20 protein-coding genes and 1 tRNA gene are annotated in these 22,361 nt (G+C 58.9%); 10 read left to right on the top strand and 11 right to left on the bottom strand.

Features of this window, described 5'->3' with window-relative positions:
• Positions 1 to 553: 553 nt before the first annotated feature.
• Together X265_RS30870 and X265_RS30875 are read left to right on the top strand one after the other, a co-directional pair.
• Positions 554 to 844, top strand: coding sequence for a hypothetical protein (locus X265_RS30870; RefSeq protein WP_128968243.1), 291 nt, complete (start codon positions 554 to 556; stop codon positions 842 to 844).
• Between the two features lie 81 nt (positions 845 to 925).
• A complete protein-coding gene (locus X265_RS30875) occupies positions 926 to 2,602 on the top strand; it encodes a recombinase family protein (RefSeq protein ID WP_244659487.1) in 1,677 nt (558 codons plus the stop codon).
• Positions 2,603 to 2,606: 4 nt separating this feature from the next.
• Here the strand turns inward: X265_RS30875 and X265_RS30880 are convergent, their stop codons facing one another.
• Both X265_RS30880 and X265_RS30885 read right to left on the bottom strand, forming a co-directional pair.
• Complete coding sequence (locus tag X265_RS30880; protein ID WP_128968244.1) at positions 2,607 to 3,110, bottom strand: hypothetical protein; 504 nt, start codon at positions 3,108 to 3,110, stop codon at positions 2,607 to 2,609.
• 103 nt (positions 3,111 to 3,213) lie between these two features.
• Entirely contained in the window at positions 3,214 to 4,932 is a 1,719-nt protein-coding gene (locus tag X265_RS30885; RefSeq protein ID WP_128968245.1) for a hypothetical protein, read from the bottom strand.
• 160 nt (positions 4,933 to 5,092) lie between these two features.
• Here X265_RS30885 and X265_RS30890 point away from each other — a divergent pair, with 160 nt between their 5' ends.
• The 5 genes from X265_RS30890 (at position 5,093) to X265_RS30910 (ending at position 10,209) form a co-directional block, all read left to right on the top strand.
• Positions 5,093 to 5,797 (top strand): recombinase family protein, encoded by a 705-nt coding sequence (locus X265_RS30890; RefSeq protein ID WP_128969478.1) that lies wholly within the window; start codon positions 5,093 to 5,095, stop codon positions 5,795 to 5,797.
• A gap of 137 nt (positions 5,798 to 5,934) precedes the next feature.
• A complete protein-coding gene (locus tag X265_RS41120) occupies positions 5,935 to 6,171 on the top strand; it encodes a hypothetical protein (RefSeq protein WP_128968246.1) in 237 nt (78 codons plus the stop codon).
• 509 nt (positions 6,172 to 6,680) lie between these two features.
• On the top strand, positions 6,681 to 8,834 hold the full coding sequence (locus tag X265_RS30900; protein ID WP_128968247.1) for a DEAD/DEAH box helicase: 2,154 nt from the start codon (positions 6,681 to 6,683) through the stop codon (positions 8,832 to 8,834).
• Positions 8,831 to 9,505 (top strand): DUF2290 domain-containing protein, encoded by a 675-nt coding sequence (locus X265_RS30905; RefSeq protein ID WP_128968248.1) that lies wholly within the window; start codon positions 8,831 to 8,833, stop codon positions 9,503 to 9,505. Before X265_RS30900 ends, X265_RS30905 begins: the two co-directional genes overlap by 4 nt.
• Positions 9,506 to 9,564: 59 nt before the next feature.
• Positions 9,565 to 10,209, top strand: coding sequence for a hypothetical protein (locus tag X265_RS30910; protein ID WP_128968249.1), 645 nt, complete (start codon positions 9,565 to 9,567; stop codon positions 10,207 to 10,209).
• 30 nt (positions 10,210 to 10,239) lie between these two features.
• On the opposite strand, the gene X265_RS30915 is transcribed toward X265_RS30910, so the two are convergent.
• The 5 genes from X265_RS30915 to X265_RS30935 form a co-directional block, all read right to left on the bottom strand.
• On the bottom strand, positions 10,240 to 11,271 hold the full coding sequence (locus X265_RS30915) for a PIN domain-containing protein (RefSeq protein WP_128968250.1): 1,032 nt from the start codon (positions 11,269 to 11,271) through the stop codon (positions 10,240 to 10,242).
• A gap of 359 nt (positions 11,272 to 11,630) precedes the next feature.
• A complete protein-coding gene (locus X265_RS30920; protein ID WP_128968251.1) occupies positions 11,631 to 13,067 on the bottom strand; it encodes a hypothetical protein in 1,437 nt (478 codons plus the stop codon).
• Between the two features lie 231 nt (positions 13,068 to 13,298).
• The gene (locus tag X265_RS30925; protein ID WP_128968252.1) at positions 13,299 to 15,089 is read right to left on the bottom strand and encodes a site-specific integrase; all 1,791 of its coding nucleotides are present in this window, start codon (positions 15,087 to 15,089) and stop codon (positions 13,299 to 13,301) included.
• A gap of 89 nt (positions 15,090 to 15,178) precedes the next feature.
• A tRNA-Glu gene (locus X265_RS30930) sits at positions 15,179 to 15,253 on the bottom strand.
• A 57-nt stretch (positions 15,254 to 15,310) separates the two neighbouring features.
• Positions 15,311 to 15,655 carry a hypothetical protein gene (locus X265_RS30935; RefSeq protein ID WP_128968253.1) on the bottom strand — a complete coding sequence of 115 codons (345 nt, stop codon included), beginning with the start codon at positions 15,653 to 15,655 and terminating at the stop codon, positions 15,311 to 15,313.
• Here X265_RS30935 and X265_RS30940 point away from each other — a divergent pair.
• Positions 15,654 to 16,661, top strand: coding sequence for an RluA family pseudouridine synthase (locus X265_RS30940; RefSeq protein ID WP_128968254.1), 1,008 nt, complete (start codon positions 15,654 to 15,656; stop codon positions 16,659 to 16,661). The two genes, X265_RS30935 and X265_RS30940, sit on opposite strands and share 2 nt — an antisense overlap.
• Before the next feature lie 218 nt (positions 16,662 to 16,879).
• A complete protein-coding gene (gene rpoH / locus X265_RS30945; protein WP_128968255.1) occupies positions 16,880 to 17,779 on the top strand; it encodes an RNA polymerase sigma factor RpoH in 900 nt (299 codons plus the stop codon).
• 109 nt (positions 17,780 to 17,888) lie between these two features.
• On the opposite strand, the gene X265_RS30950 is transcribed toward rpoH, so the two are convergent.
• The 4 genes from X265_RS30950 to X265_RS30965 all read right to left on the bottom strand — a co-directional run bounded on the left by X265_RS30950 (position 17,889) and on the right by X265_RS30965 (position 21,385).
• On the bottom strand, positions 17,889 to 18,509 hold the full coding sequence (locus tag X265_RS30950; protein ID WP_164938874.1) for a peptidoglycan recognition protein family protein: 621 nt from the start codon (positions 18,507 to 18,509) through the stop codon (positions 17,889 to 17,891).
• 36 nt (positions 18,510 to 18,545) lie between these two features.
• Positions 18,546 to 19,748, bottom strand: coding sequence for a GGDEF domain-containing protein (locus X265_RS30955; protein WP_128968257.1), 1,203 nt, complete (start codon positions 19,746 to 19,748; stop codon positions 18,546 to 18,548).
• Between the two features lie 582 nt (positions 19,749 to 20,330).
• Positions 20,331 to 20,942 carry a LysE family translocator gene (locus X265_RS30960; RefSeq protein WP_128968258.1) on the bottom strand — a complete coding sequence of 204 codons (612 nt, stop codon included), beginning with the start codon at positions 20,940 to 20,942 and terminating at the stop codon, positions 20,331 to 20,333.
• A gap of 68 nt (positions 20,943 to 21,010) precedes the next feature.
• Complete coding sequence (locus X265_RS30965) at positions 21,011 to 21,385, bottom strand: response regulator (RefSeq protein WP_128968259.1); 375 nt, start codon at positions 21,383 to 21,385, stop codon at positions 21,011 to 21,013.
• Between the two features lie 126 nt (positions 21,386 to 21,511).
• Here X265_RS30965 and X265_RS30970 point away from each other — a divergent pair, with 126 nt between their 5' ends.
• Positions 21,512 to 22,342 carry an SDR family NAD(P)-dependent oxidoreductase gene (locus X265_RS30970; protein WP_128968260.1) on the top strand — a complete coding sequence of 277 codons (831 nt, stop codon included), beginning with the start codon at positions 21,512 to 21,514 and terminating at the stop codon, positions 22,340 to 22,342.
• Positions 22,343 to 22,361 lie beyond the last annotated feature (19 nt).

A 22,361-nucleotide genomic window follows, 5' to 3' on the forward strand; every position in this document is an offset into this window, starting at 1 on the left:
TGCTCTAGCGGAAGCCAACGTCTGTCAACAAACAGTGTTGCGCCGGCAACATTCTGGCATCAACGACGCAGCGCAAAAGTCGGCGCGGAGCGTATACGGTTGTTGTCGGATGTCGTATAGCGATTGTTAGCACGGCCAAGACCCTGCCCAGGCCATGCCGCCGCCTCGGATGTTCACGAATGCTTCGATCGCCGGTAGGAGCACGCATGTGGTCATCGTGGTGGCGGCAAGATCTCCCCGTTGATCGCTTGGCCGCGCGATTTCCGGGCAGCGGGCGCGGTCAATGACGCGCTCACTTGGGAGCGCGCCGCGAAGCGGTCGAAGATCATTGACCGCGACCGTTGCCCGGAACACGATGGCTCGCTTGCGGTCAGCAAGTGGTGGTGAACCACTTGCAGCGCTGCGAGCCGGGCAGGCGAAAACCACCCGCTTCGCCGAGCGGACGCCCACCCAAAGTAGCTCAGTCCTACATGACAGACGCAAGTGAGACTGTATCCCAGGATCGTCCTGGCGGTGGGACAAACGGAAGCCACTCCGCCGTTCGCTTGTCATCGTGCGCTATGCTGCGAAGGCCGCCACCATCGATTGCGCCGGCGCTCCCATTGCATTCCCTAGCGGGATGGCTCGCAACGATCCGCATCGAACCAAGCGCAAGCTGCCGACAACAGCGCAAGGCAGCGCGGCCGCCGGCCCCCTTCCGTCGACCTGCGATGGCGGTGATGACCCAGCCTGCGAAACCATCGCTGTCGTCGACGACTTACCGACAAAGATCGCCATATCTTCGCGCGAATTGGACGTCATTGACGCGTTCTTGGGACCGCTGCTCGATGACCTGCTCAAATGATTTCGACTCGCGAAGGAGCCGTTCGTGAATTTGCAAATGTCCATCCCCTCGCGTGCTGCACTCTACCTGCGAGTCTCGACCATGAGGCAGGCCGAAGTCGATCTCTCGATCCCTGACCAACGCTCGCAGACAGCCTCCTATTGTGAACGGCAAGGGTGGCAGGTCATCGCGGAGTATGTCGAGCCCGGCGCATCTGCGATGGACGACCAGCGCCCGGAATTCCAGCGCATGATTGAGCGCGCGTCCGACGACGATCGGCCCTTCGACGTTATCGTGGTGCACAGCTTTAGCCGTTTCTTCCGCGACGCGTTCGGGCTTGAGATGTACATCCGCCGGCTGGCCAAGTACGGGGTTCGGCTAGTGTCGATCACCCAGGAGTTGGGCGATGATCCCTCGCAAGTGATGATGCGGCAGGTGATCGCGCTGTTCGACGAATATCAGAGCCGCGAGAACGCCAAGCATGTGCTGCGAGCGATGAAGGAGAACGCTCGTCAGGGCTTTTACAACGGCTCTCGCGTGCCACTCGGCTACACCGTCGCGGACGTCGAGAAACGTGGACACCGGACAAAAAAGCGCCTCATCATCGACCCTGTCGAAGCAGAGACTGTGCGGTTGATCTTCAAGCTCTACCTCAACGGTGAAGCAACGAGTGGGCCTCTTGGCGTCAAGGAGATTGCCAAAACCTTGAACACGCGCGGCATGCGAACGCGGCTCGGCGCGCGCTTTGGCGTGGGGCCGGTGCACAAGATCCTGACCAATCCAATCTATATCGGCGAGTGGCGCTTCAACCGGCGCCATGCAAAAACCGGACGCGAGAAACCGGTCACGGAAATCATCGCCGTGGAGGTGGCGTCCATCATCGAGCGCGCCGCCTTCGACGAAGTCCAGCGCACGCTCGTCGCGCGCAATCCACGAACGACGCCGCCAAGGGTGACCACGGGACCGATTCTACTGACGGGGCTCGCGCACTGCGCTAGTTGCGGCAGCGCCATGACGATGCGCAGCGGAACCTCCAAAACCGGGCGAGTTTATCGATACTACTCCTGCTCAGCTGCTGCACGTATGGGCAAGACCGCGTGTAAGGGGCGGTCGATCCCAATGGACAAGCTAGACCAGTTGGTGACCAGCCATATTGCCGATCGTCTGCTGGTTCCAGATCGTATCACCGCTCTCCTTGCGGAAATCGTTCAGAAGCGAGCGGTGGCCGGTGGCGAAGTCCAGGACCGCATCGACCAATTGTCACGGCAGGCAAGGGCCGCTGAGGAAAAGCTCCGGCGCCTCTATGCCCTGGTCGAAGATGGCATCACGGATCTGGACGAGGTCTTGAAAGCTCGTCTTGCCGATATCAAGGCAGATCGAGATCAGGCGCAAAGCGCGCTTGACCGGATCAAAAGCCGATCGTCAACCGCGTGCATCGACCGGAGCAAAATCGAACGCTTCGGCTCCCTGATGCGCGAAAGCATAACCGCGGGCAGCGTTCCGTTCCGCAAATCCTATCTGCGCTCACTGATTGATGCGGTCGAGGTTGATGACCGCGTCATCCGTATTCACGGGTCAAAAACGACCCTCGAACAAGCCATTATGGCCGGCGATCAACCGGAAAGGAGGGTTCGCGGTTTTGTACGCAAATGGCGCTCCCTAGGGGAGGCAAAGCGCGACACGATAAGCCCAAGCAAAATCAGCACAAATCAGCTTGGCTGCTTCGTCTCTGCTACCATGAGGTGCTACCACCAGCAAGCCTTCACGAATATCTTCTGAGGCATCATCGCGGCTCAAAATGGCACGTCCCATCAAAGCCTTCTTCAGGCGGGCCAAACGCAGCAGCGAAGCCCATCGCGAGCTTGATTACGCGCACGGCATCCGGCCAGAGGCTCACACCGCGCTTCATGCCCTTCTCCCACGCGACAATGACGCCAGCGATGCGGATGAGCGAACCATCACGGATGATGATGCCTTGCTTGAGAGCGTTACCTTTGGCATCGACCAGTTCTGGCTGCTTCTTAGGCGATGCGAAGATGAAGGCGATAGCGCCTTCCTTCGTCTCCTTCCAAGGAACATACATGTTCTTCGTATCAGCGAAGTTCAGGCCGATGAAGGTCTGAATTTCCTGCTGGAAGCGTTGCGTGTAGTCGTCAGACGCAGTCGCCTCGGTCTTGTACTTGCCGTCCGCATAGTCACCCTCCATGTCGGGCTCAGACAGCTTCGGTCTACGCGCGGTCATCACTTCAGTCACGAACGGGACGTACTTGAAGGTTTTGTCATGCATCACGGAAGGCTCCATTGAATCCTTCGCGAGGGTGGCACATCTCGTGGTTCAATCCTAAAGTCGGCTTTTGCATTTTTATTACGCGCCAGTATACGGCTAGCTGCTAGGGCTTGGCTTGACGCTTTTGAACGTCGTTCAGCGTGGCAATAGTGCGTTCAAACGCCTCCTCGCACCGCGCACAAAGGGATCGGAAGTGTGCAGCGAGCGACCCATGCTCTTTTAAAGCGCTCGCTTCTAGCTTCGCTCGTTCTCCGGTGTGATGCCCCGATACCTTGCTTCTCAGGTGGTGAAGTTCCTTGAGTGGTTCTGCGATTTGATCTGCCGTGAGGCTGTCTTCCGAACGAAGTATTTCCTGGATCAGCTTAAGGCTTTGCCATGAGTTTTCGAACTTAACGCCGGAAACACTTGCGAGCTTGCGAAGCTCAGTCGCCACAAAGCCCTCTACGAGCATTTGATCCAGAGCAAGCAACTCGTCGGCCCATTCCTTCGAAGATGTGGTGACGGGATAATGCACTCTATCGCGCACCTGTGTCCCTCGCGCTCGCCACCAAGCCGGAGAATTGCGATCAAGCTCCGAGACGGCATACCGCACCGATTGCAATGGATCGGGCTCGGTCGTCCATTCACCTTTGAAATCAGTTTGATAGGCTCGCTTCGAAATAGGCCCCTTGGGCCGTTCATTGTGAAGCTTCCAATGCTGCTGCTCTTTGAACGGGAGGTGCTGGAGATATCCTATGTAGGTATGGACTTGACCAGCTTCGTTGATGTCAAACGTCTTCAAATGCCAAGAATTGCGGCACGTGATAGAACGGTCCGCCAAATCGTACTTGTCCGGGTCTGCTTTGTACTTGGTCAGAACGTCGGGACTGAAAAATGCAGGCGATATCTCGAACGGCTTGTCGGACTTCGTGAAATAGTTGCTCAACGCAGAAGGAGCGCAAGACCATTCAACGAGCCTCTCGTTTTTCCAGTCTTGGATTATGAAGGTCTCGTATTGACGGGCATTCGGGTCACTTTCTCGTTTCCATTCTTCGATCAATTCGTCGACGGTGACACTTGGTCTAAGAATTTGCCCACCGTGAATGTAGCTCCCAGTTCCCCCTGATAGCGCTGAGTTGTAGAAAAGATCGGGAGCGTCGAAGTGGCGCTCGGCATGGTCCCAATGGCTGAACGATCCCGGTAGGAACCGCGTCAAATCGAATTTCCGATAAAGAGCGTATTCACCAACAGCCATAAATTCCGCTAGTGGCTTGGCCTTGATCAGCACGAGTGTCCTACTGCGGTCAAAATCGCTAGAGCCACGGTCGCAAAAAATCTTGATGACCTCCTCTAGGTCGCCCTCTGAATTTAGACGGCAATACGCGCTCCTCTCGGCAATGAAATGTAAGCCAAGCGAATGAACCAGCTTTTGGCTAAGCTCTATGGGGGCATCGTAGTTTGACATGCCCTCAAAGGACCGCCGAAACACTATCGGCTCCGCTCCATGAAGTGGGTGCCCGTCGGGCAGGTCGAAGGGCGGCTCAAGGTACATGCGATGTCCATGTCCTCCGCCCCACGCCTTCTGAATGCACCACGTCTTATCGACGTAGAAACTAGTATCGTAGAGCTTGTCTTTGTCAGGGCTAACGAGGTTTGCTGCGCGGGCGAATATCGAGATTATCAGCAAGCTCTGGAAGCCAGCGTAGAGGATGACGGATTCGTCCTCCTCCTCTGTCAACAATCGCACGCCATCCCGTTCGGCCCCGACTAACCAATCCTTGTCGGCTCCAGAGGAGCTTACATGGACTGCGCTAAGGTGCTCATAGAACTTCCGCTCTTGCATGGCCCGCCTTTCCCACTGCGCTCCCGGACCTTGTGGGCGTCCTGCGAAGCAAGCAAGCCATGCAATTCGGAATCCCCGGGATTCCAGAACGCATATTGTTCGTTGTGCACGAATTGATCTAACGTCCGTTACATCAAAATGTGTATGAGGGCTTTTGAAGGTGGCACAGGGAAAATTCATCTCCTATCTACGGGTCTCGACCGACAAGCAGGGCCGAAGTGGCCTTGGCATTGAAGCGCAGCGAGAAGCCGTCGCGAGCTACCTAAATGGCGGCCGATGGACACTCGTGGCTGAGTATGTCGAGACGGAGAGCGGGCGGAAGTCCGATAGACCAAAGCTCGCTGCGGCTCTCTCTCACGCTAAGGCCATCGGCGCGAAGATGGTCTTTGCGAAGCTCGACCGCCTCACACGTAACGTGGACCTGCTGCGCTCCCTCGTGGCGAGTGACGTTGACTTGGTATTCTGCGACCTCCCAAGCGTCCCTCCCGGCCCCATGGGCAAGTTCCTACTCACGCAGATGGCGTCTGTGGCAGAGCTTGAGGCTGGCTTGATCGGGGAACGCACCAAGAAAGCGCTTGCCGCAGCAAAGGCGCGCGGGGTGAAGCTTGGCAATCCTAACGGCGCGCGTGCTCTCCGCGGGAAGCAAACCGGCAACGCTGAAGCAGTAGCCAGGATTAGGGAGAAGGCGGTACAGCGAGCAATGGACCTTCAAGGCATCATCGAGAACATCAAGCGCTCAGGCATCACAAGCGTTCGTGCCGTGACAGAAGAGCTTAACCGCCAGGGCATCAACGCGCCTCGTGGCGGCGAGTGGCACCCTACCGCCGTCGCGCGGCTCCTCAACCGCCTCCCCAAAGCCGCCTAGCCGCTGCACCGAGCACGCGCATGCTGATCCAGATTGCCATAGCCGCCTTCATCCTCTCTGCTCTCATGCAGGACCGTACACTGATCATTGGGAGCTTGGCCGGACTTGGTGCGGCTCTGTGCGTTAGTTAGGAGCCAATGATGTTCAGCGCTCAATCCTTTGCGTGGTGCAGTGTCGGCTTTGCGGTGCTAGCTGCGGCTCTTTGGGCTGCATCAGCGCTGGTCAATCTCCCGGTTGTTAGATCGACTTACGATGGCATTGATGGGCTTGAACCCTTCCAAGCCGCGATCAAGAAGGCTGCGCGCCTCAACATGCTCGCTGCGGCATCGGCGGCAATCTCTGCATTGTGCCAAGCCGTTTCGCTTGCTCTGTAGCCGCCCATTGACTGAGAAGATCGCTAGCGAGGCATGAAAGCTCTCGCGCGCTCCGAAGCGCCCGCCCGCCTCTCTCGACGTCCGTCTGGCATATGGCAGCTCCCTTTGCCTCACGGGTCCCTGCCCATCGGCCGAATTGGCACGAACCCTGCGAAATGAGCTTCAAAATTAAGGGCTAAAGTCGCCGTTGTTGTTCGACCAAATCGGCGTGTGAAAGCTCGGGTCCCCTGCTGGCTCAATTAGGTTGAAGGGTCCCTCCAGCCTGGAGCCGCGAATTTGGTAGTAAGTTCGATCCGGCGAACGCGGAGACGAACTAGACAGGCGAGTGATCTGCGCAAGGAGCTATGGTTGTTGAAGGCGCCATGTATCCCTGATAGCGTGTAGGGATCGCTTATTGGTCAGGACAATTGTTGCGGCATCGAAGCGCACACGCTCATTGTTCGACACGCTCCTGCATCGGCAGCGACAATAGACGAAAGTAGAAATCCCTGCGGACAGGATCTGAATTCGTGGATATCGTTTTCGGCGAAAACTCTAACACGGTAGCGGCGCGCTCCTTGCAAGATGCATTGAGAAGGCTGGAAATATCCGGCACGCTGTACTTAGGATATCCAGTCCTATCAACGGCCGACGCGAAGGTTTTTGTTGATGCGCTGCTTGTGAGCCAGTCACACGGCCTTATCGCCTTCGATCTTTCGTCGCATGTTGACCCTCATCCAAATGACGACCAAATCGCCGAGATTACGGAACGGCAAAACCAGATTTATGCCTCGATCTACAACAAGCTAAACACGCACCGAGACCTTCGCAAAGGAAGGAGCTTGGGCGTTACAATCAATGTCCTTACGTGTCACCCTTCTCTGGAGCGGACCATTGAAGAAGACGATGTCGTTATTTGCCCGCCAAACCAACTAGCAGAGGTGTTGGCGGAATTTGAGCCAGTCGACGAAGCTCTTCTTCGCCCTCTTAATGCCGCGGTGCAGCGGGTTTCGACGCTTCGACCACTGAAGCGCAGAGAGAACGTTACTAAAATTGGCTCGCGCGGCGCCATCCTCAAGAAGATCGAGAAAGAGATCGCCAATCTTGACCAATGGCAAAATCGAGGGGCAATTGAATACGCAAATGGCCCCCAGCGCATTCGCGGACTGGCCGGGTCGGGCAAGACGGTGGTCTTGGCACTGAAGGCAGCGTATTTGCACGCGCGGCATCCGGAATGGAAGATCGCAGTAACCTTCCAGTCGCGCTCGCTTTACCAACAGTTTCGAGATTTGATCCGGCGCTTTATGTTCGATCAGATTGAAGATGAACCCGATTGGTCGAGCCTGCTGGTCATGCACGCGTGGGGCAGCAACCGGGATCAAGGGGTCTACTCGTCCATATGTAATCTGTACGACGTTGGCGCCATGGATTGGAGGACCGCGGACGCAAAGTATGGCAGTCGAGCTTTCGAAGGGGCCTGCGACGAACTAAACGCCGTTATTAATCAACAGGGGCCTAAGAGGTTATTCGACGCGGTCCTCATTGACGAGGCCCAGGACTTTCCTACTTCCTTCTTTCGAATGATCTACAATGTAGTACCTAGTCCCCACCGCATCATGTGGGCCTACGATGATCTTCAGAACCTAGGCGACTACGAGATGCGGTCTGAGCACGAGTTGTTCGGATCAGATGCGGCAGGACGCCCTCTGGTTACGCTGCGCAACGAAGCCGATCGTCCAAAGGAAGATATCGTGCTTCCGGTCTGCTACAGGAATACGCCCTGGACGCTTGCAACTGCCCACGCACTTGGATTTGGGCTTTACCGGCCCCAGGGCTTAGTTCAGATGTTCGAAGAACCATCGATCTGGCCTCGCATCGGCTACGAAGTTGTCAAAGGTCGTTTGCAGCTTGGGCAGCCGATCTCAGTGCGAAGGAGCCCGGAGTCCTACCCGAGCTACTTTGTAGATCTCCTAAATCCCGATGATGCTATTAGATGCGAGGCGTTCAATACCGCCGACGAGCAATACGCTGCCTTAGCTGACGCAATTTGGACCAACATCCACGAAGACGAACTGGATGCGACGGATATTTTAGTCGTGCTTCCTAGTGCGTATACGTCACGCAAAACGGGGGCGAGCGTTATGGCTGCCCTTGCTGCGCGGAAGGTCAATGCGCATCTCGTGGGTGTGACAACAAGCAGAGATGAAGTGTTTTCCCCCAATTCAGTTGCAGTGACGCACATCTTTCGTGCGAAAGGCAACGAAGCGCCGATGGTCTACATAGTAAATGCCGAGTTTTGTCAGGTAGGCTTCGAGCTCAGTCGGAAGCGCAACATTTTATTTACCGGTATCACTCGATCCAGATGTTGGGTTCGACTGTTCGGTGTCGGCCCTCTAATGCAAGCATTAAAGGACGAGGTCGAGGAGGTTCGCAGGCGCCAATTCGCGCTGGAATTCACCTATCCTACCGAAGAGGAGTTAAAGAAACTCGCGCGCGTTCACCGCGACATGACGGACGAGGAGCGAAAGGATTGGGAGCGCAAGATCAGTGATGCTGGAGAACTCTTCCGAGCTGTTATCGATGGAGATTTACCCTTAGAGGCTCTGCCACCTGAACTTCAGAAAAGTATTATTGCAGTCACCCGGCGTGGCGGTGACGCTAGAGGTACCAAGGGCAAGAAATGAGTATCGAGGCGCTGTGCAGGCGTGTCACCGGTTTCGGCTTCCAACTGCTCGCCAATGATTTTGCGCTAGATGCTCGCCAACACAAGGTCGACCGTCTCTCAGCGAGGCAAAAGGCGCTGATGTGGAGTAGAAATCCACTGAACTCGTTGATGAGCGGAAATCCAGCGCGGCTGGTCGATTACCTGACTATCTTGGAAAATCAAGAATACTCCTACCTTATGAGAGACGGAGGAGTGTTTCAGATATCATATGTATTCAACGGAGCCGAAATTGAACGTCATCGACTATGCTTCCATCCTTGTCCTTTCGCGATAACATCTCGCGACATACGGAACTTCGAAGGAGGATTGCTGGAGCTTATCCAGCATTCCTTCATGGATCGACTAGAAGACAGCGTTTTGATGCGGACACCGATTAGGTTTGACTTCGCGCCCGACCAAGCCGCAGCTTCGCATCCCGCCTCCCACATTACGCTGAACGACCCCTCCTGCAGGGTCCCCGCGAGGTGTCCGCTCGCCTTTGACACCTTCATGAAATTCATCCTTGAGAATTTCTATTCAGACGTATGGGAGCATCCGAAAATTCGTGAAGCGCTGGTTTTCCGACAAGAGGTTGAATGCTTGTCTCAGCAGGACCGAACGCGTGCACATCTTAGCTGGTCGCATGCTTAGCTTCAGCCACCGGCCGTCTTTCGAGTGAGTACAATCTCAGCTAATCTTCGGGAAGGAGTATGGCAATGTTCTCCTCTCAAACGCCCGCCGACAAGCTCGCTACGGCACTATCGGAATATCAAGCGGACTTCGAAAAGAAGCTTAGATCGCAGCCCAATCCCGACGCGGAGGAGGCGAGACAGCGCATCAGTCGTGCAGAACAACTTGTGCGCCAGAGCGGACTAGGTAAGGCGCTCGAAACTCTTCTTGAACATACCAAGTATTGGCCAAGCTGGTCCAAGCGCGATGATTTCCGAAAATGGGTCGGCTTTCCTGTAGGCGAGGTGCTAGCAAAGGAGCAGCGAGACGAGAAGCAGTATAGGACGACGTCCACCACCGTAGTGTGTTTCCTCTATGGAGCAGAGCAATACGCCATAGTGTTCACCGACAATGGTGGCATGAGCTTACCCGATGGTGAGTACTATCGTAGCGGCACAGTCGATTTCGTAGCGGGCCGAGAGACTGTACTTGGCCTCAACCTCACCCAAGAGAGCAACGAATACACTAGCGACTGGCGCTATTGTGGGGTCTACGCCTTGAAGATGGGTGTTTGGAGCAAAGCGCTGCTAGAAATGGCTTCGCACATTCGCGCCCACAGCAGAGATACAAGCATTCGGCACAATGACGAACGTACAATCGCTCAGGCGAAGAACATTTCTGTTTAGACGATCCCTATAGAAGGCCCCGCGGGGCCACTAAGTATCAAGGAAATCCCATTCACTTCCCATCACCCAGCGTAACGCACTGAGTTTGCCGTTTATCATCCCCCACTCGAAGTCTGTCCAAGGCCCAAGATTTTCGAGGCCAACCTCTTCCTCGGTACGTTTGGCCGCAGCCAATGCGCCGTTCCATACAGTGTCTATGGTCATCTTATTCCGCCGCTTCGGATGTTTGTCCCACTCTTCCTTCGTTACGAGCTTATGCTTACCGCGCTCGATAGCAATCCTCAGGTTCCAGTGACGATTGTACCAGACCTGCCGGAACAGCAGGTGCTCGGCTTCCACAATTTCGCTCAGCAAGCGCGGCTCTTCGCGGTATTCAAACTCCCACTTCACTTCCTCCATGCGCTCAGGAGCGTACTGCTGGAGAACTTCGCCGACGGCCAGCGCATAGGTCGAGTTCTCAGATACAAACAATTCTGCAAGGTCGGGGTGTGGCCGACGTTCGTCAACGCCCATATCCGAAAAATCGTGTTTGTTATGCGTGACAAAAGCATACTCGTGGTCGGAAGCGCCAGTAGAGAGAACGTCGCGGTAAGTCTCAATCAGAACGGCGTCCCCCATGCTGTTCTTGTCTCGATGGAAGGGTGCTTGTTTGTCCAACGCGCGCTGAGCCGATCTTAGTTTGATCTGCTGATTAGCGTCGATTGCCTGCACGGTCGAAAACAGCTTCTCAATCTGCCTGACACTCTCTTGGACCGCCTCCCCAAGAATAGCGACGCGATGGTCCACGTCATCCAAGCTCGACAACACTTGATCGCGGCCATTTGGGGAGCCGAATTGTCTCACTGCGTCTTTCACACGCTTGAAATGCGAGCTAAGACTTTTTGCGCTGTCGCGGATGATCCGCTCTTTGTTGCGCGCGAACTCCACGACTGATTGCTGTGGCAGAATGAGTGAGACTTCACCTGCTTCGATCAGCTGCTCAAGGGCAGCAAGGGTCGGTTGATGGCGGTAATCCTTAGCCATGTCCAACCAAACGCAGGTATCGATCAGAAGTTTTAGCATGGCGTTCTCCGCCTAGATGCCTTTTCAGGGCGAAGGAGGCACGCGAGCCTCTATTGGTCAGCGAGGCAATAGGTTGGACCATCAGCTGACCACCTATACACAGACTTTGCGCGCGCCCAGCGCCTGGAATGCCTTTCAAACGCCCTAGGGAGTCGCCTGGTGCATTCTGAGGGCGGGGGGCAGCAACTAGCGAGAGATTTCTAAACGGCGCCAAAGAGTCCGTATGGGTTCCTCGCGGCTCGGCAGCCACCTCCCCCTCCACGTGGGCGTTGAGAAAGGCGCCGCGAAATCCTTCTCCTTTCTATGGAGCCCTCCCCGCCTCCCTCGGGCTATGTCCCTGATGATATCCCAGCTCCAACCTATAGATCGAGAGCATTCACCCAACGCTCATCATCATGGATGGCAGCACGGACGGCCTCACTCGCACCGGGAAGCGTACTCTTGGTCTTCAATAGAGGCCTTCGCCCGATACGTTGGTAAAACTCGTCAAAGAGAACACCAGTTGCGGTGCGGACCTTCGAGAGCGGAACGATAATGCTATCGAAGACGGGAAAAGCAGGCACATTCTGAACCATCAACTTCGTCATGGTGGCAGCCACAACTTCAGCTTCGGCAAACATCAACTCCGCCCAGGTCAGGCTACCGTCCAGCCGTCTCAGGCCCGGGAAGGCCGCCAGAGCTTTAGCGCCCATATCCTTGGCGGGATAAATGCTTTGTAAGTCACGCCCCGTTCGTGCCCGATAACTTGCCGTCTTCTCCTTCGGCCACTTCGCAAGCGGGGAGCCGGTCGTGAGGCTCAAATTGACCCAATCCTTTGCAACCATTTTGTCATCAATCTGGATACGGCCCCACAGATCGGCTTGCGTATCCAGCGGCTGCTTCGTCAGCCCATGGAAAATCGTGAGATATGATGCCGAAATATCGATCTCCACCGTAGGTTCTCCATCGATCTTGATCAGCGCCCGTTGTTCTCCAGGCAGCCACTGATAAGCACCATCGCCATAAGCGTAGAGGCGACCGCCTTTGTTCCATGCGAAGGTTTCAACGTCCTTGCCCGTATTGAAACCTCGATAGAGGCCGAAGAACCGCGCTCCCTCGATTTTGAAGGTGCATAGAAACTCGTTTAGGCGGCGCACTTGAGATGCCAGTGCATCGGTGCGCTCGTTAGGCACATAGGGTACATACCGGCCCTCGATCTTTCGTGCTCTGGACTTGGGAGACCACTCCCACTCTCCAAAAGTTCGCAACTCAAGCGGCGCGCGGTCCTGGACAAAGTGCTCCTCTATTTTCGCGAGCGAGACGCCATAATCCTGTGCCAGGGTGAGCAGCGCGGCGGTTGCTTCGAAGACCGAAGCCTGCCCCGGTAGCTTCATAGGTCCACCATCGAAGCCGAGAGGATGGAAGCGATGTTGACCGGGTACACGGGAGAGCAATTCAAGAGCCTCTAGGCCCCTCCACGCGCTATCGAATGCTGGAAAGGTCACCGGCCCCCCCGTAAAGCCGTCCTTCTTTAGGGAACGAAACACAGTGTCTGTCCGATGAGCACCGGCCTTTGCCATTAGCAGATGCCCTACAAAGCGTCCCAGAGCGTTACGCAGGCTTTCAACGCCCTTAGGGCCTTTTCTGTAACGGCCACGCGTTGGCACCTCAGAGCGCACGCTATCGAGCTTCCGTGCATGTTCCAATGCACTGATGCGCGCGGTTAGGTCGGTGATGAGTGCTGTCGCTTCTCGCGAAACAACACGCACCATGAAGTCCGCATAGTTATCTTGTGGCTTTTCGATTTCTGTGGGCATGGCGCTAGATCAGGCTTGGCTGCGAAGGTCCAACATGGACTTCATCGGTCCCTTTCAGGTCAAGAAGTAACGTCTTGTTCAACCGCGCCTAGTGCAACATCAACGCAAGCATGCGGTAGAACTTATGGCAGACGGGGGAACTTCATTTTGGAAACCCGGGGGCCATGGGCCCTCTGGGGCTTCTCGGTGGCGAAATGACGGAGAACGCGCGGCGAGTTCAGCCGGTGATGCTCATTTCGTGCGGTTCTTTCGAGGCTTCATAGTGCCGCGAGCATGCTCAACCATGCCGATGGTCTTCACGCGCGACAGGTCAAGGCCGGGATACTCAATCTTGTCTATCGCCTGTTTGAGCGTCTTCACGCCCCAACGCTCAATCATGGCTTTTGCGCCATACCTCCTGCTCACTGACTTCCCATTGCTGCGGCCAGCTAGGGCGTCGCGCAACTCTTCGTCAGGCGTCGCTTGCCGGAGCGCATCCTGAAACCCATGGCGGAAGCTATGGAAAACTTTGTTCGTGTCGGTCACGCCAACGTTGTCGAGGTATCGCCCCCACCATTTGGCCCAAGCTCTCAGCGCGCCTTTCTGGTCGGGCGCAACGGTCGGTAGCAGCCAAGCGTGCTCCCCGGCCGCCCTGCGCTTTGCAACGTAGCCGAGGAAGCCGACCTTCACGAGTTGAGGGTGAACTGGCACAACGCGCTCGGACGTTTTGGTCTTCAATCGTCGGCCCGCCTTCAGGTCGCGAGTAAACCACATGAGTGGTGCGCGCGTTTGGTCATCCACTCGAATGTCGGAGACGCGAAGGCCCGCATATTCTGCTTGCCGCGCTCCCGCAAACAGTGCCAGCAGCGGAAGCCAAATGGCTGCATTGCCTTTGCCACCTTCGGGCACGCGGCCTTCTGTGAATAGCGGCGCGTCGAATATCGTCTGAAGGTCGCGAGCGTCGAATGGCGCGCGGTCTGACTGATCCTCCTCAAGCCTCATTTCGCTGAAGGGGTCTGCCCAAGGCACATCATCAGGCACAAGCCCGTTGTGATGCCCCCATCCTGCTATCGCTTGCACCGCTCCCAACTGCTTGTTGACGGTGCCGGGGCTAACCCTCGCGGCTGTCGGATGCTGCCGCCCATGTTCGCTCAACTCGGGCAGAGATGCTTTAAGGAGCTTGCCTCTACGGATTTTGGGGACTAGCTGCAACGCTTCGCGGAACACCCTCGCATGTGAACGCCGCAATTCCTGTATCGAGAGGTTCCCGTGCAACTGGATAAACATCTCCACAGCACGACTATACTCATGCTCCGTACCTTCGGGCCGCTGACGCTCCTTCTTCCAACCTTCTAAGGCGTCCCGTAACGTGCCACTTTGCCCTGATGAATGCGTGACTTTGCCAGCCATAGGCGTCGTGACTGGCTCTCCCCGGCTACGCCGTTGGAGGTCGCGATAGGCCCTCACTTGCTCTTGAAGCACGGCAAGAGAAAGCTTCCGGTAATCGGCGCAGACCTCGTCCAAACTGATGCCGAACGTCTCAAGTAGATCTGCGACCTCCGCTCTGACGTGGCTTACGTCAGCATTCGCGAACGCCTCTTGTGCGAGGTCCAGTATTTCACCGATGTCGAACTCATCAGACGAGTGAGCGTCGATCTCGAAACGGTTAAGAGACGCACGATCCTGGTCGCTCAGCCGCACTAGCCCTCTTTGCCGGTCCAAGTCGTCGCTTTGCAGGATGCTGGCATAGTAGAACTCGGTCATGCGCCTAATCTCGATGGCGCTCAGGCTCTTGCGAACGGGCTTGGCCGCTAGCAGCGCTTCCGCGCGTTCAAGCGTCCGATCGAATTCCATTTGGACCGGTTTGGCGCGTGTGTTCGCTTCCTTGGTGGCCTTGGTCCCCAGCGATCTTTTCAGAAACACGAGACGCGGCTTATCAAGCTTCAGAACGCGCGCGACCGCCTCTTGAAGACGCTTTGGCACACGTTGCTGAGCGTAGTACGTGCCGTGTCTGTCCTTAATCAGTCCCATCAACGCGCGCATCAAAAGCTACGGCCCTCTGCTACCACTTGAGTGCAGCCAAGGCTATGATTTGCGTGATGATTTTGATTTATCAGGGCTTCTAGAGCCGCTGGCGCTCCCTAGGGGAATCGAACCCCTGTTTCAGCCTTGAGAGGGCCGCGTCCTAACCGCTAGACGAAGGGAGCGTGAGAGGTACCGAATAGCCTCGAAATTTGTCCGCCGCAAGGACCCAAGCAGCCGTTTTACGGCTCATTGGCAAATTTCAGCTTTCCCGCCGGCTTGAGCGTCTGGGCATCGAAGGTGCGGATCTCGGTGACCCCGCCGATATCGAGCGTGACGACGAGGCGGTCGCCGGCAAGGCCGGTGGAGACGATCTTGGCGCCTTTCGGCAGCGTCGCGATGACGTCGCCCACGGGGCCGGCTGCCCTTCCCTCCGACTTGAAAAGGCGGTAGCCCACCGCGATCAGGACGGCGCAGACGGCCAGCGCCGTGGTCAACCCCGCGATCAGCATCATCCGCCGCACCCGCGCAAACAGCGCGGCCTGCTCGGGGGTCGGTTCGGGAACAGCGGTATCAGACGTCGTCATGGAAAGCTCAGGTTCAGCGCAGCGGTTGGAAGTCGTGGTCGAAGGCGACGAGGGTTCGGCCCGGCTCGACCGCGTGCTGGCGGCGCGCCTTCCCGAGCTGTCGCGATCAAGGCTCAAAGCCCTGATTCTGGCGGGCGCCGTGACCCTGAAGGCCGCCGAGGTCCGCGACCCCGCTTATCACGTCACTCCAGGCGATACGATCATAATCGATGTTCCGGAGGCGGCCCCGGCGGAGCCCAAGGGCGAGGACATCGCGCTCGATATCGTGTTCGAGGACGACGACATCATCGTCATCAACAAGCCCAAAGGGCTGGTGGTACACCCCGCAGCCGGCCACGAGACCGGCACCCTCGTGAACGCCCTGATCGCCCATTGCGGCACCTCGCTGTCGGGCATCGGCGGGGTGCGCCGGCCCGGCATCGTACACCGGCTGGACAAGGACACGACCGGCCTGATGGTGGTGGCGAAGAACGATCTCGCGCACGCCTCGCTGACCGCCCAGTTCGCCGATCATGGCCGCACCGGTCCGATGCGGCGTGGCTATCTGGCATTCGCCTGGGGGCTGCCGGGGCGGCACCGCGGCACCGTCGATGCGCCGATCGACCGCCACCCCCATGCGCGGGAAAAAATGGCGGTGCGCCAGGGCGGCCGCGAGGCCGTGACGCATTGGGAGCTGCTTGAGAGTTTTACCGGCCGCGACGGCAAACCGGTCGCAGCCCTGCTCGCCTGCGAGCTCGAGACCGGCCGCACCCACCAGATCCGCGTCCACCTCGCCCATATCGACCATCCCCTGATGGGGGACGCTATCTATGGTCCCCATTTCAAGACCAAGGCGAACCAACTCGGTCCCGAGTCGCAGGCCGCTCTGGCCGCGCTCGGCCGGCAAGCCTTGCATGCCTATTTGCTGGTACTGGAGCACCCCAGGACCGGAGAACTTCTTCACTGGGAGACCGGTCTGCCGAAGGATTTGCTTCTCCTGGAAAGCAGCCTGAAAGCGGCGCTATGACGCAGGGGCCTTGAGAAAACCGTTACCTTACAAAAAGTTATGGCTGCCACACGGGGACGTGACGTCAGCAATCCTTCCCTTTTTGCCCCCCGATGGAGTATATTGCGGCTGCGTTGGAAGTGACCGACGTGGAACATCGCAGCTACGGCCGGCTTTAACCAAGCGGTCGTCTGCCTGGCCCGCCGCTATCGGGGGCCTGAACCTTGGAGGGCTTACATATGGCCCGTACCGCTGCTTTGCCGGTCCTCAATGGAGAATCCGGCCTCTCTCGCTACCTCGCCGAGATCCGCAAGTTCCCGATGCTGGAACCCCAGCAGGAATACATGCTCGCCAAGCGTTGGCGCGAGCATGACGATCGCGACGCGGCACATCAACTCGTCACCAGCCATCTCCGGCTCGTCGCCAAGATCGCCATGGGCTATCGCGGCTACGGCTTGCCGATCTCCGAGGTCGTCTCGGAAGGCAACGTCGGCCTGATGCAGGCGGTGAAGCGTTTCGAGCCTGAAAAGGGCTTCCGTCTTGCCACCTATGCGATGTGGTGGATCAAGGCGTCGATTCAAGAGTACATCCTGCGTTCCTGGTCGCTCGTGAAGATGGGCACCACCGCGAACCAGAAGAAGCTGTTCTTCAACCTGCGCAAGGCGAAGAGCAAGATCAACGCGCTGGACGAGGGCGATCTCCGCCCCGACCAGGTCAAGATCATTGCCAAGCGCCTCGGCGTCACGGACCAGGACGTGATCGACATGAACCGCCGCCTCGGCGGTGATGCGTCGCTCAACGCGCCGATCCGCGACGACGGCGAAGCCGGCGAGTGGCAGGACTGGCTGGTCGACAATACGCCCAACCAGGAAGCCATGATGGCGGAGCACGAGGAGTACGATCATCGCCGTGACGCGCTGAACGGCGCCATGGGCGTGCTCAACCCGCGTGAACGCCGCATCTTCGAGGCCCGCCGCCTCGCCGATGAGCCGATGACGCTGGAAGACCTTGCCGCCGAATTCGGCGTATCGCGCGAGCGCGTCCGCCAGATCGAGGTTCGCGCCTTCGAGAAGGTGCAGTCCGCGGTCAAGGGCACGATCGCAAGGCAGGAACAGGCTGCGCTGGAAGCCGCGCACTAAGCAAGGGCTTTCGCGCCAGACATTGGCGGATCGAGACGAGACGAAAAGCCGGCGGCAACGCCGGCTTTTTTGCTGTGCGAGCTGGTCGCCGGCTCGTCCGCACGCACCTTCACTTCCCCCATGTCCGCGCCAGCGTGGCGAGCCAGCAGCCTTCGCAATAGCGCTCGTCCTTGATGTCGATCCAGTTGTGCGCGTAGATGCGGGCGGACGGAATGTCGTAGCGCGCCTGCAGAATCTTGACGAGGATCTTCCAGGCCGCGACCTGGGCCGGGGTCGGCCCCCTTGCGACATCCGGGAAGTTGCCGGCGAACTCGACGCCGATCGAATTGTCGCCCACCACCTGGTGATAGGTCGCACTGTTGTCGATGTACTTGTTATCGTGACGGTTGGCACCGTCGCCATGCGTCGGGACCAGATTCTCCGCGACCGCCCAATAGACCGTGCCGTCGGTCTCGACCCAGACCGTGACGCCGCGCCGGGTCGGATTCTTCGACTGCTCTCGCGCGCCGACGCGCGCCGAGCCCGCCCGCCCCTCGGTCTGGTGCACGATGATGTTGCGCCAGGGATGGGCGTCACGGACATCGCCCCACGGCGCGAGCCAGACCATCTTCAGGCCGGGGATGTCGGGCGTGCCGGAGCTGCGCGCGAGCCTTGCGAGCCCGGCATCGGTGGCGGCGGCAGGAGCGATCAGAACAGCGGCCAGAACGGCCGCGACAAGGCGAGATATCATCACTGGGATCCAACAACGGATCCGAGCCTAGCAGATCTACGCGAATTTGCGCGCGGGTTCGATCGGCTCGGGCGACAGGGGCGGGGCCGGATCGTAGACGGCGAAATCGTTCTTGCCGTTCTTCTTGGCGGCATAAAGGGCGTGGTCGGCGTGGGCGATCAGCTTGTCGGGGAATTGGCCGATGCCCCGATCCCATTCCGCAACGCCGATCGAGATCGCGATCGGGATGTCGTTGCCGGAGCAGGCGGCGGCGTCCTGGCGACAGACCTCGATAATGCGGCGGGCGATCAGCGCGCCTTCGCGCAAGGATGAGGATGGCAGCACGACGCAGAACTCGTCGCCGCCGGTCCGGGCGAGCATGTCGCCCGGCCGCAGGCGCGTCTGTGCCATCAGGGTGAAGTGCTGCAGGCAGGCATCGCCCGCGGCGTGGCCATGGGTGTCGTTGATGGTCTTGAAGCCGTCGAGGTCGATCACCAGCAGCGAGAACGGCTCACCGCTGCGCTCCGAGCGGGCGCATTCCTCCGACAGCCGCTGCAACAGGTGGCGGCGATTGGCGACGCCCGTGAGATCGTCGAGCAGCGCGAGGTCGGCGACCTCGTTGCGCAGGCGATCCATCGCCATCAGCAGGAAGCCGAAATTGAGCGTCATGGACAGGAACAACAGTCCGAGCACCAGGAAGCCATGGACCTGACCCGCGCCCCGCGCCGAGAAGTCGTAGCCGAACAGATTGCCCGCCGTGCGCAGCACGAACATGGCGATAATGGCGAGGATGACGGTGCCTGATAGCCGCGCCCCCGGACTGACGCGGCCTTCGGGCGGCGACAGCAACAGGGGCAGCGCCACCACCAGCGGGACGGCCTGCCCGAGCGTATAACTCAACATGCGCAGCAGCATGTGATCGGAGACGAACAGGAACGCCACGATGCCGGCGAAGCTCGACGCGGTCGTCGCGACCATGAGGCGCCACGACACCGGCTGGTCGTAGAAGCGCTGGATGCCCATGGCGGCCAGGCAGCACGCCGTAATGATGCCGACAGCGCCGGCCGCGGTCGGCACGGGGGAATCGACGAGCAGACGGATCAGCGCGGTCATCGCGCCGCCGGCGCCTACAAACGCTGATGCCATCCAGAATCGCGCCGCCGCGAATTTGGGATAGGAGCGCGCCACATAAGCCCAGATCAGGCCGAGCGCGAGAAAGTTGATGATGAACACGGTCCAGAGTGTCGGCACGCTCAACATGACGACGTCGGGACATGCCGCGTCCCGCCTCTTCCGATTGGCAAACGTCCGTCCATCACCGCCCCCGTGTTCTTGCGGTGAACCATGCGCGAGTTGCACTTAACGGAACCTCACTGCGACCGGCGAAAACGCGCCCTTGGTTTTGGATTCATGAATGCGGCCAACTCGATTATCGGATCGTTAGGCACGCCGCCGGCGGCGATGCACGCACATGGCGGCGCGCCGCGAAGCGGATTCGCGGCCCAAAATCACCTGAAAATGCATCTGAGCTGTGGATAAGGGCATGACACAGATGTGACGAGGCGGGGCAGCGAGGCGCGAATCTGCTGAGTTTGTCATCGAGGATGTTGCGAGGCTGGCCCTCCGCCGAGCGTTCCTCGTGTCGCGTTTCACCATTAACCCTTAAGAGGATCCTATGGCTAAGAAAGCGAAGAAGGCGACGAAGAAGAAGGCGAAAAAGGCCAAGAAGGCGAAGAAGAAGTAACGCGGCTTCTTTTTCTTTGCCCGGGTGGAGCACGCTCCGCCCGGGCGTCGGGTCGAACAGATTGAAGGTGGCGGGCGAGAGGCCCGCTTTTTTATTGGCTAGCGCTCGGCGAAGGCGAGCTTGGCGCCTAGCAGGGCAAAGCCGGTGGCAAAGGAGCGGCGCAGCCAGGCCATCACACCGGGGCGGGAGATGACGCGCTCCCGCACCGACGCCGCGCAGAGGCCGTAGACGACGAACACCGCAAAGGTCATCGCCATGAAGGCGCCGCTCAGCTCCATCATCCGCGCCAGCACATGCGCCTCGTCCGCCGCGATGAACTGCGGCAGAAAGGCGAGGAAGAAGATCGAGAGCTTCGGGTTGAGGATGTTGATCAGGAAGCCGGTGACGATGACACGGGCGCTCGAGCGCTCCTTGAAATCAGCCTCGACCGCGAGCGCCCCGCTCTCGCGCAGCGCCTGCCAGGACATATAGAGCAGATAGGCCACGCCGCACCATTTCAGCGCGGCGAAGGCGAGCGCGCTGGTGTGGAGCACGGCGGCAAGCCCGAGCATCGCAGCACACATGTGCGGCACGATTCCCAGCGTGCAGCCGAAGGCCGCCGCGACACTGGCGCGCGAGCCCCGCGTCAATGCGGCGGCCAGGGTATAGAGAACGCCGGTACCCGGTGAGGCAACGACGATCAGCGAGGTGAGCAGGAAGGACCAGGACATGTCGTGATCGTACCACCCCTGAGACGGACGGAGAAGTCACGACGCGGTCAGCGCAGCGCGCTCGCGCCTCAGTTCAGCTGGGCGATCTCGGCTTCCCGCAATACGTCGAGCGGCGCCCATGGCTTGGCCCAGAACTTTGCGCCGGCGGGCAAGGGCTGCATCAGGGGGCGGCCGGAGGTCACGACGACGTCGAGCTTCGGGTTGCGATCCTTGGCGACGTGCGCAAGCTCGACACCGCTCATCTGCCCGGCGAGCTGGACGTCGGTCAGCATCAGGCAGAGCGCGCCGGCATTCTTCTCCAGCACGCGCTCGGCGGCCTCCGCGCTTTCGCACTGGATCACCTCATAGCCACTTTCCTCAAGGAGGAGACACAGCATCTCCCGCTGCATGAGGTCGTCCTCAACGATGAGTGCCGTCGCCGTGAATGGCTTTGATTGTCCCATTGGTTGCTCCCAATGCTTGGCCTTGCCGAAGTAATTCATGTTAAGACGGGAACCGGACGACAGTTCTGTTCCAATCTGAAAAAATGTAAACTCTTGTTCCCCGCTCGGGGCTTGACGGGAGGTCTCATGACGGCGATTCGCGGCGCGGCCGCTATCACGGGAGCGGCGAGCGGCATCGGTCGTGCGCTTGCAATCGAGCTTGCAGAGCGCGGCTGCGATCTCGCGCTCGCCGATCGCGACGAAGCGGGATTGAAATCGCTCGCCGCCGAGATCGGCACGCAACGCAAGATCAGCGTGCATCGCGTCGACGTCGGCGAGCCCACCGAGATCGCGCAATTCGCGCGCGAGTCGGTCGCGGCGCATCCCGCGCTCAACATCCTCGTCAACAATGCCGGCGTGGCGCTGATGGGGACATTCGAGGAGATCGACCAGGCGCAGATGGACTGGCTGTTCGACATCAATTTCTGGGGCGTGGTGCACGGCACGCGCGCCTTCCTGCCGCACCTGAAGACGCGGAGCGAGGCGCATATCGTCAACCTCTCCTCGATCTTCGGCATCATCGCGCCGCCGGGACAATCGGCCTATGCGGCGGCCAAGTTCGCGGTGCGCGGCTTTTCCGAGAGCGTGCGCCACGAGCTCGCGGCCGCGGGCAGCCCGGTCAAGCTGTCGGTGGTGCATCCCGGCGGCGTCGCCACCAGCATCGCGCGCGCCTCGCGCACCGGCGTTGGCGTCACCGACAATGCGCGCCGCGCGCAGATGATCGACCGGTTCGAGGCTGCGGCGAAGACCACGCCGAAAGAGGCCGCGCTGCGCATCATCAGGGGCATTGAGAAAAACGAGCCGCGCATCCTGATCGGCAACGACGCAAGGTTCATGGACATCCTGCAGCGCTTCCGCCCGGGGACGTATTGGGCGCCGTTGCAGCGGCGGATCGAGAAGATGGCGAAGGGGACGTGAGAAGCGCGAGAGCTGCGCC

Source organism: Bradyrhizobium guangdongense, assembly GCF_004114975.1.
In the GTDB taxonomy this organism is placed as follows: domain Bacteria; phylum Pseudomonadota; class Alphaproteobacteria; order Rhizobiales; family Xanthobacteraceae; genus Bradyrhizobium; species Bradyrhizobium guangdongense.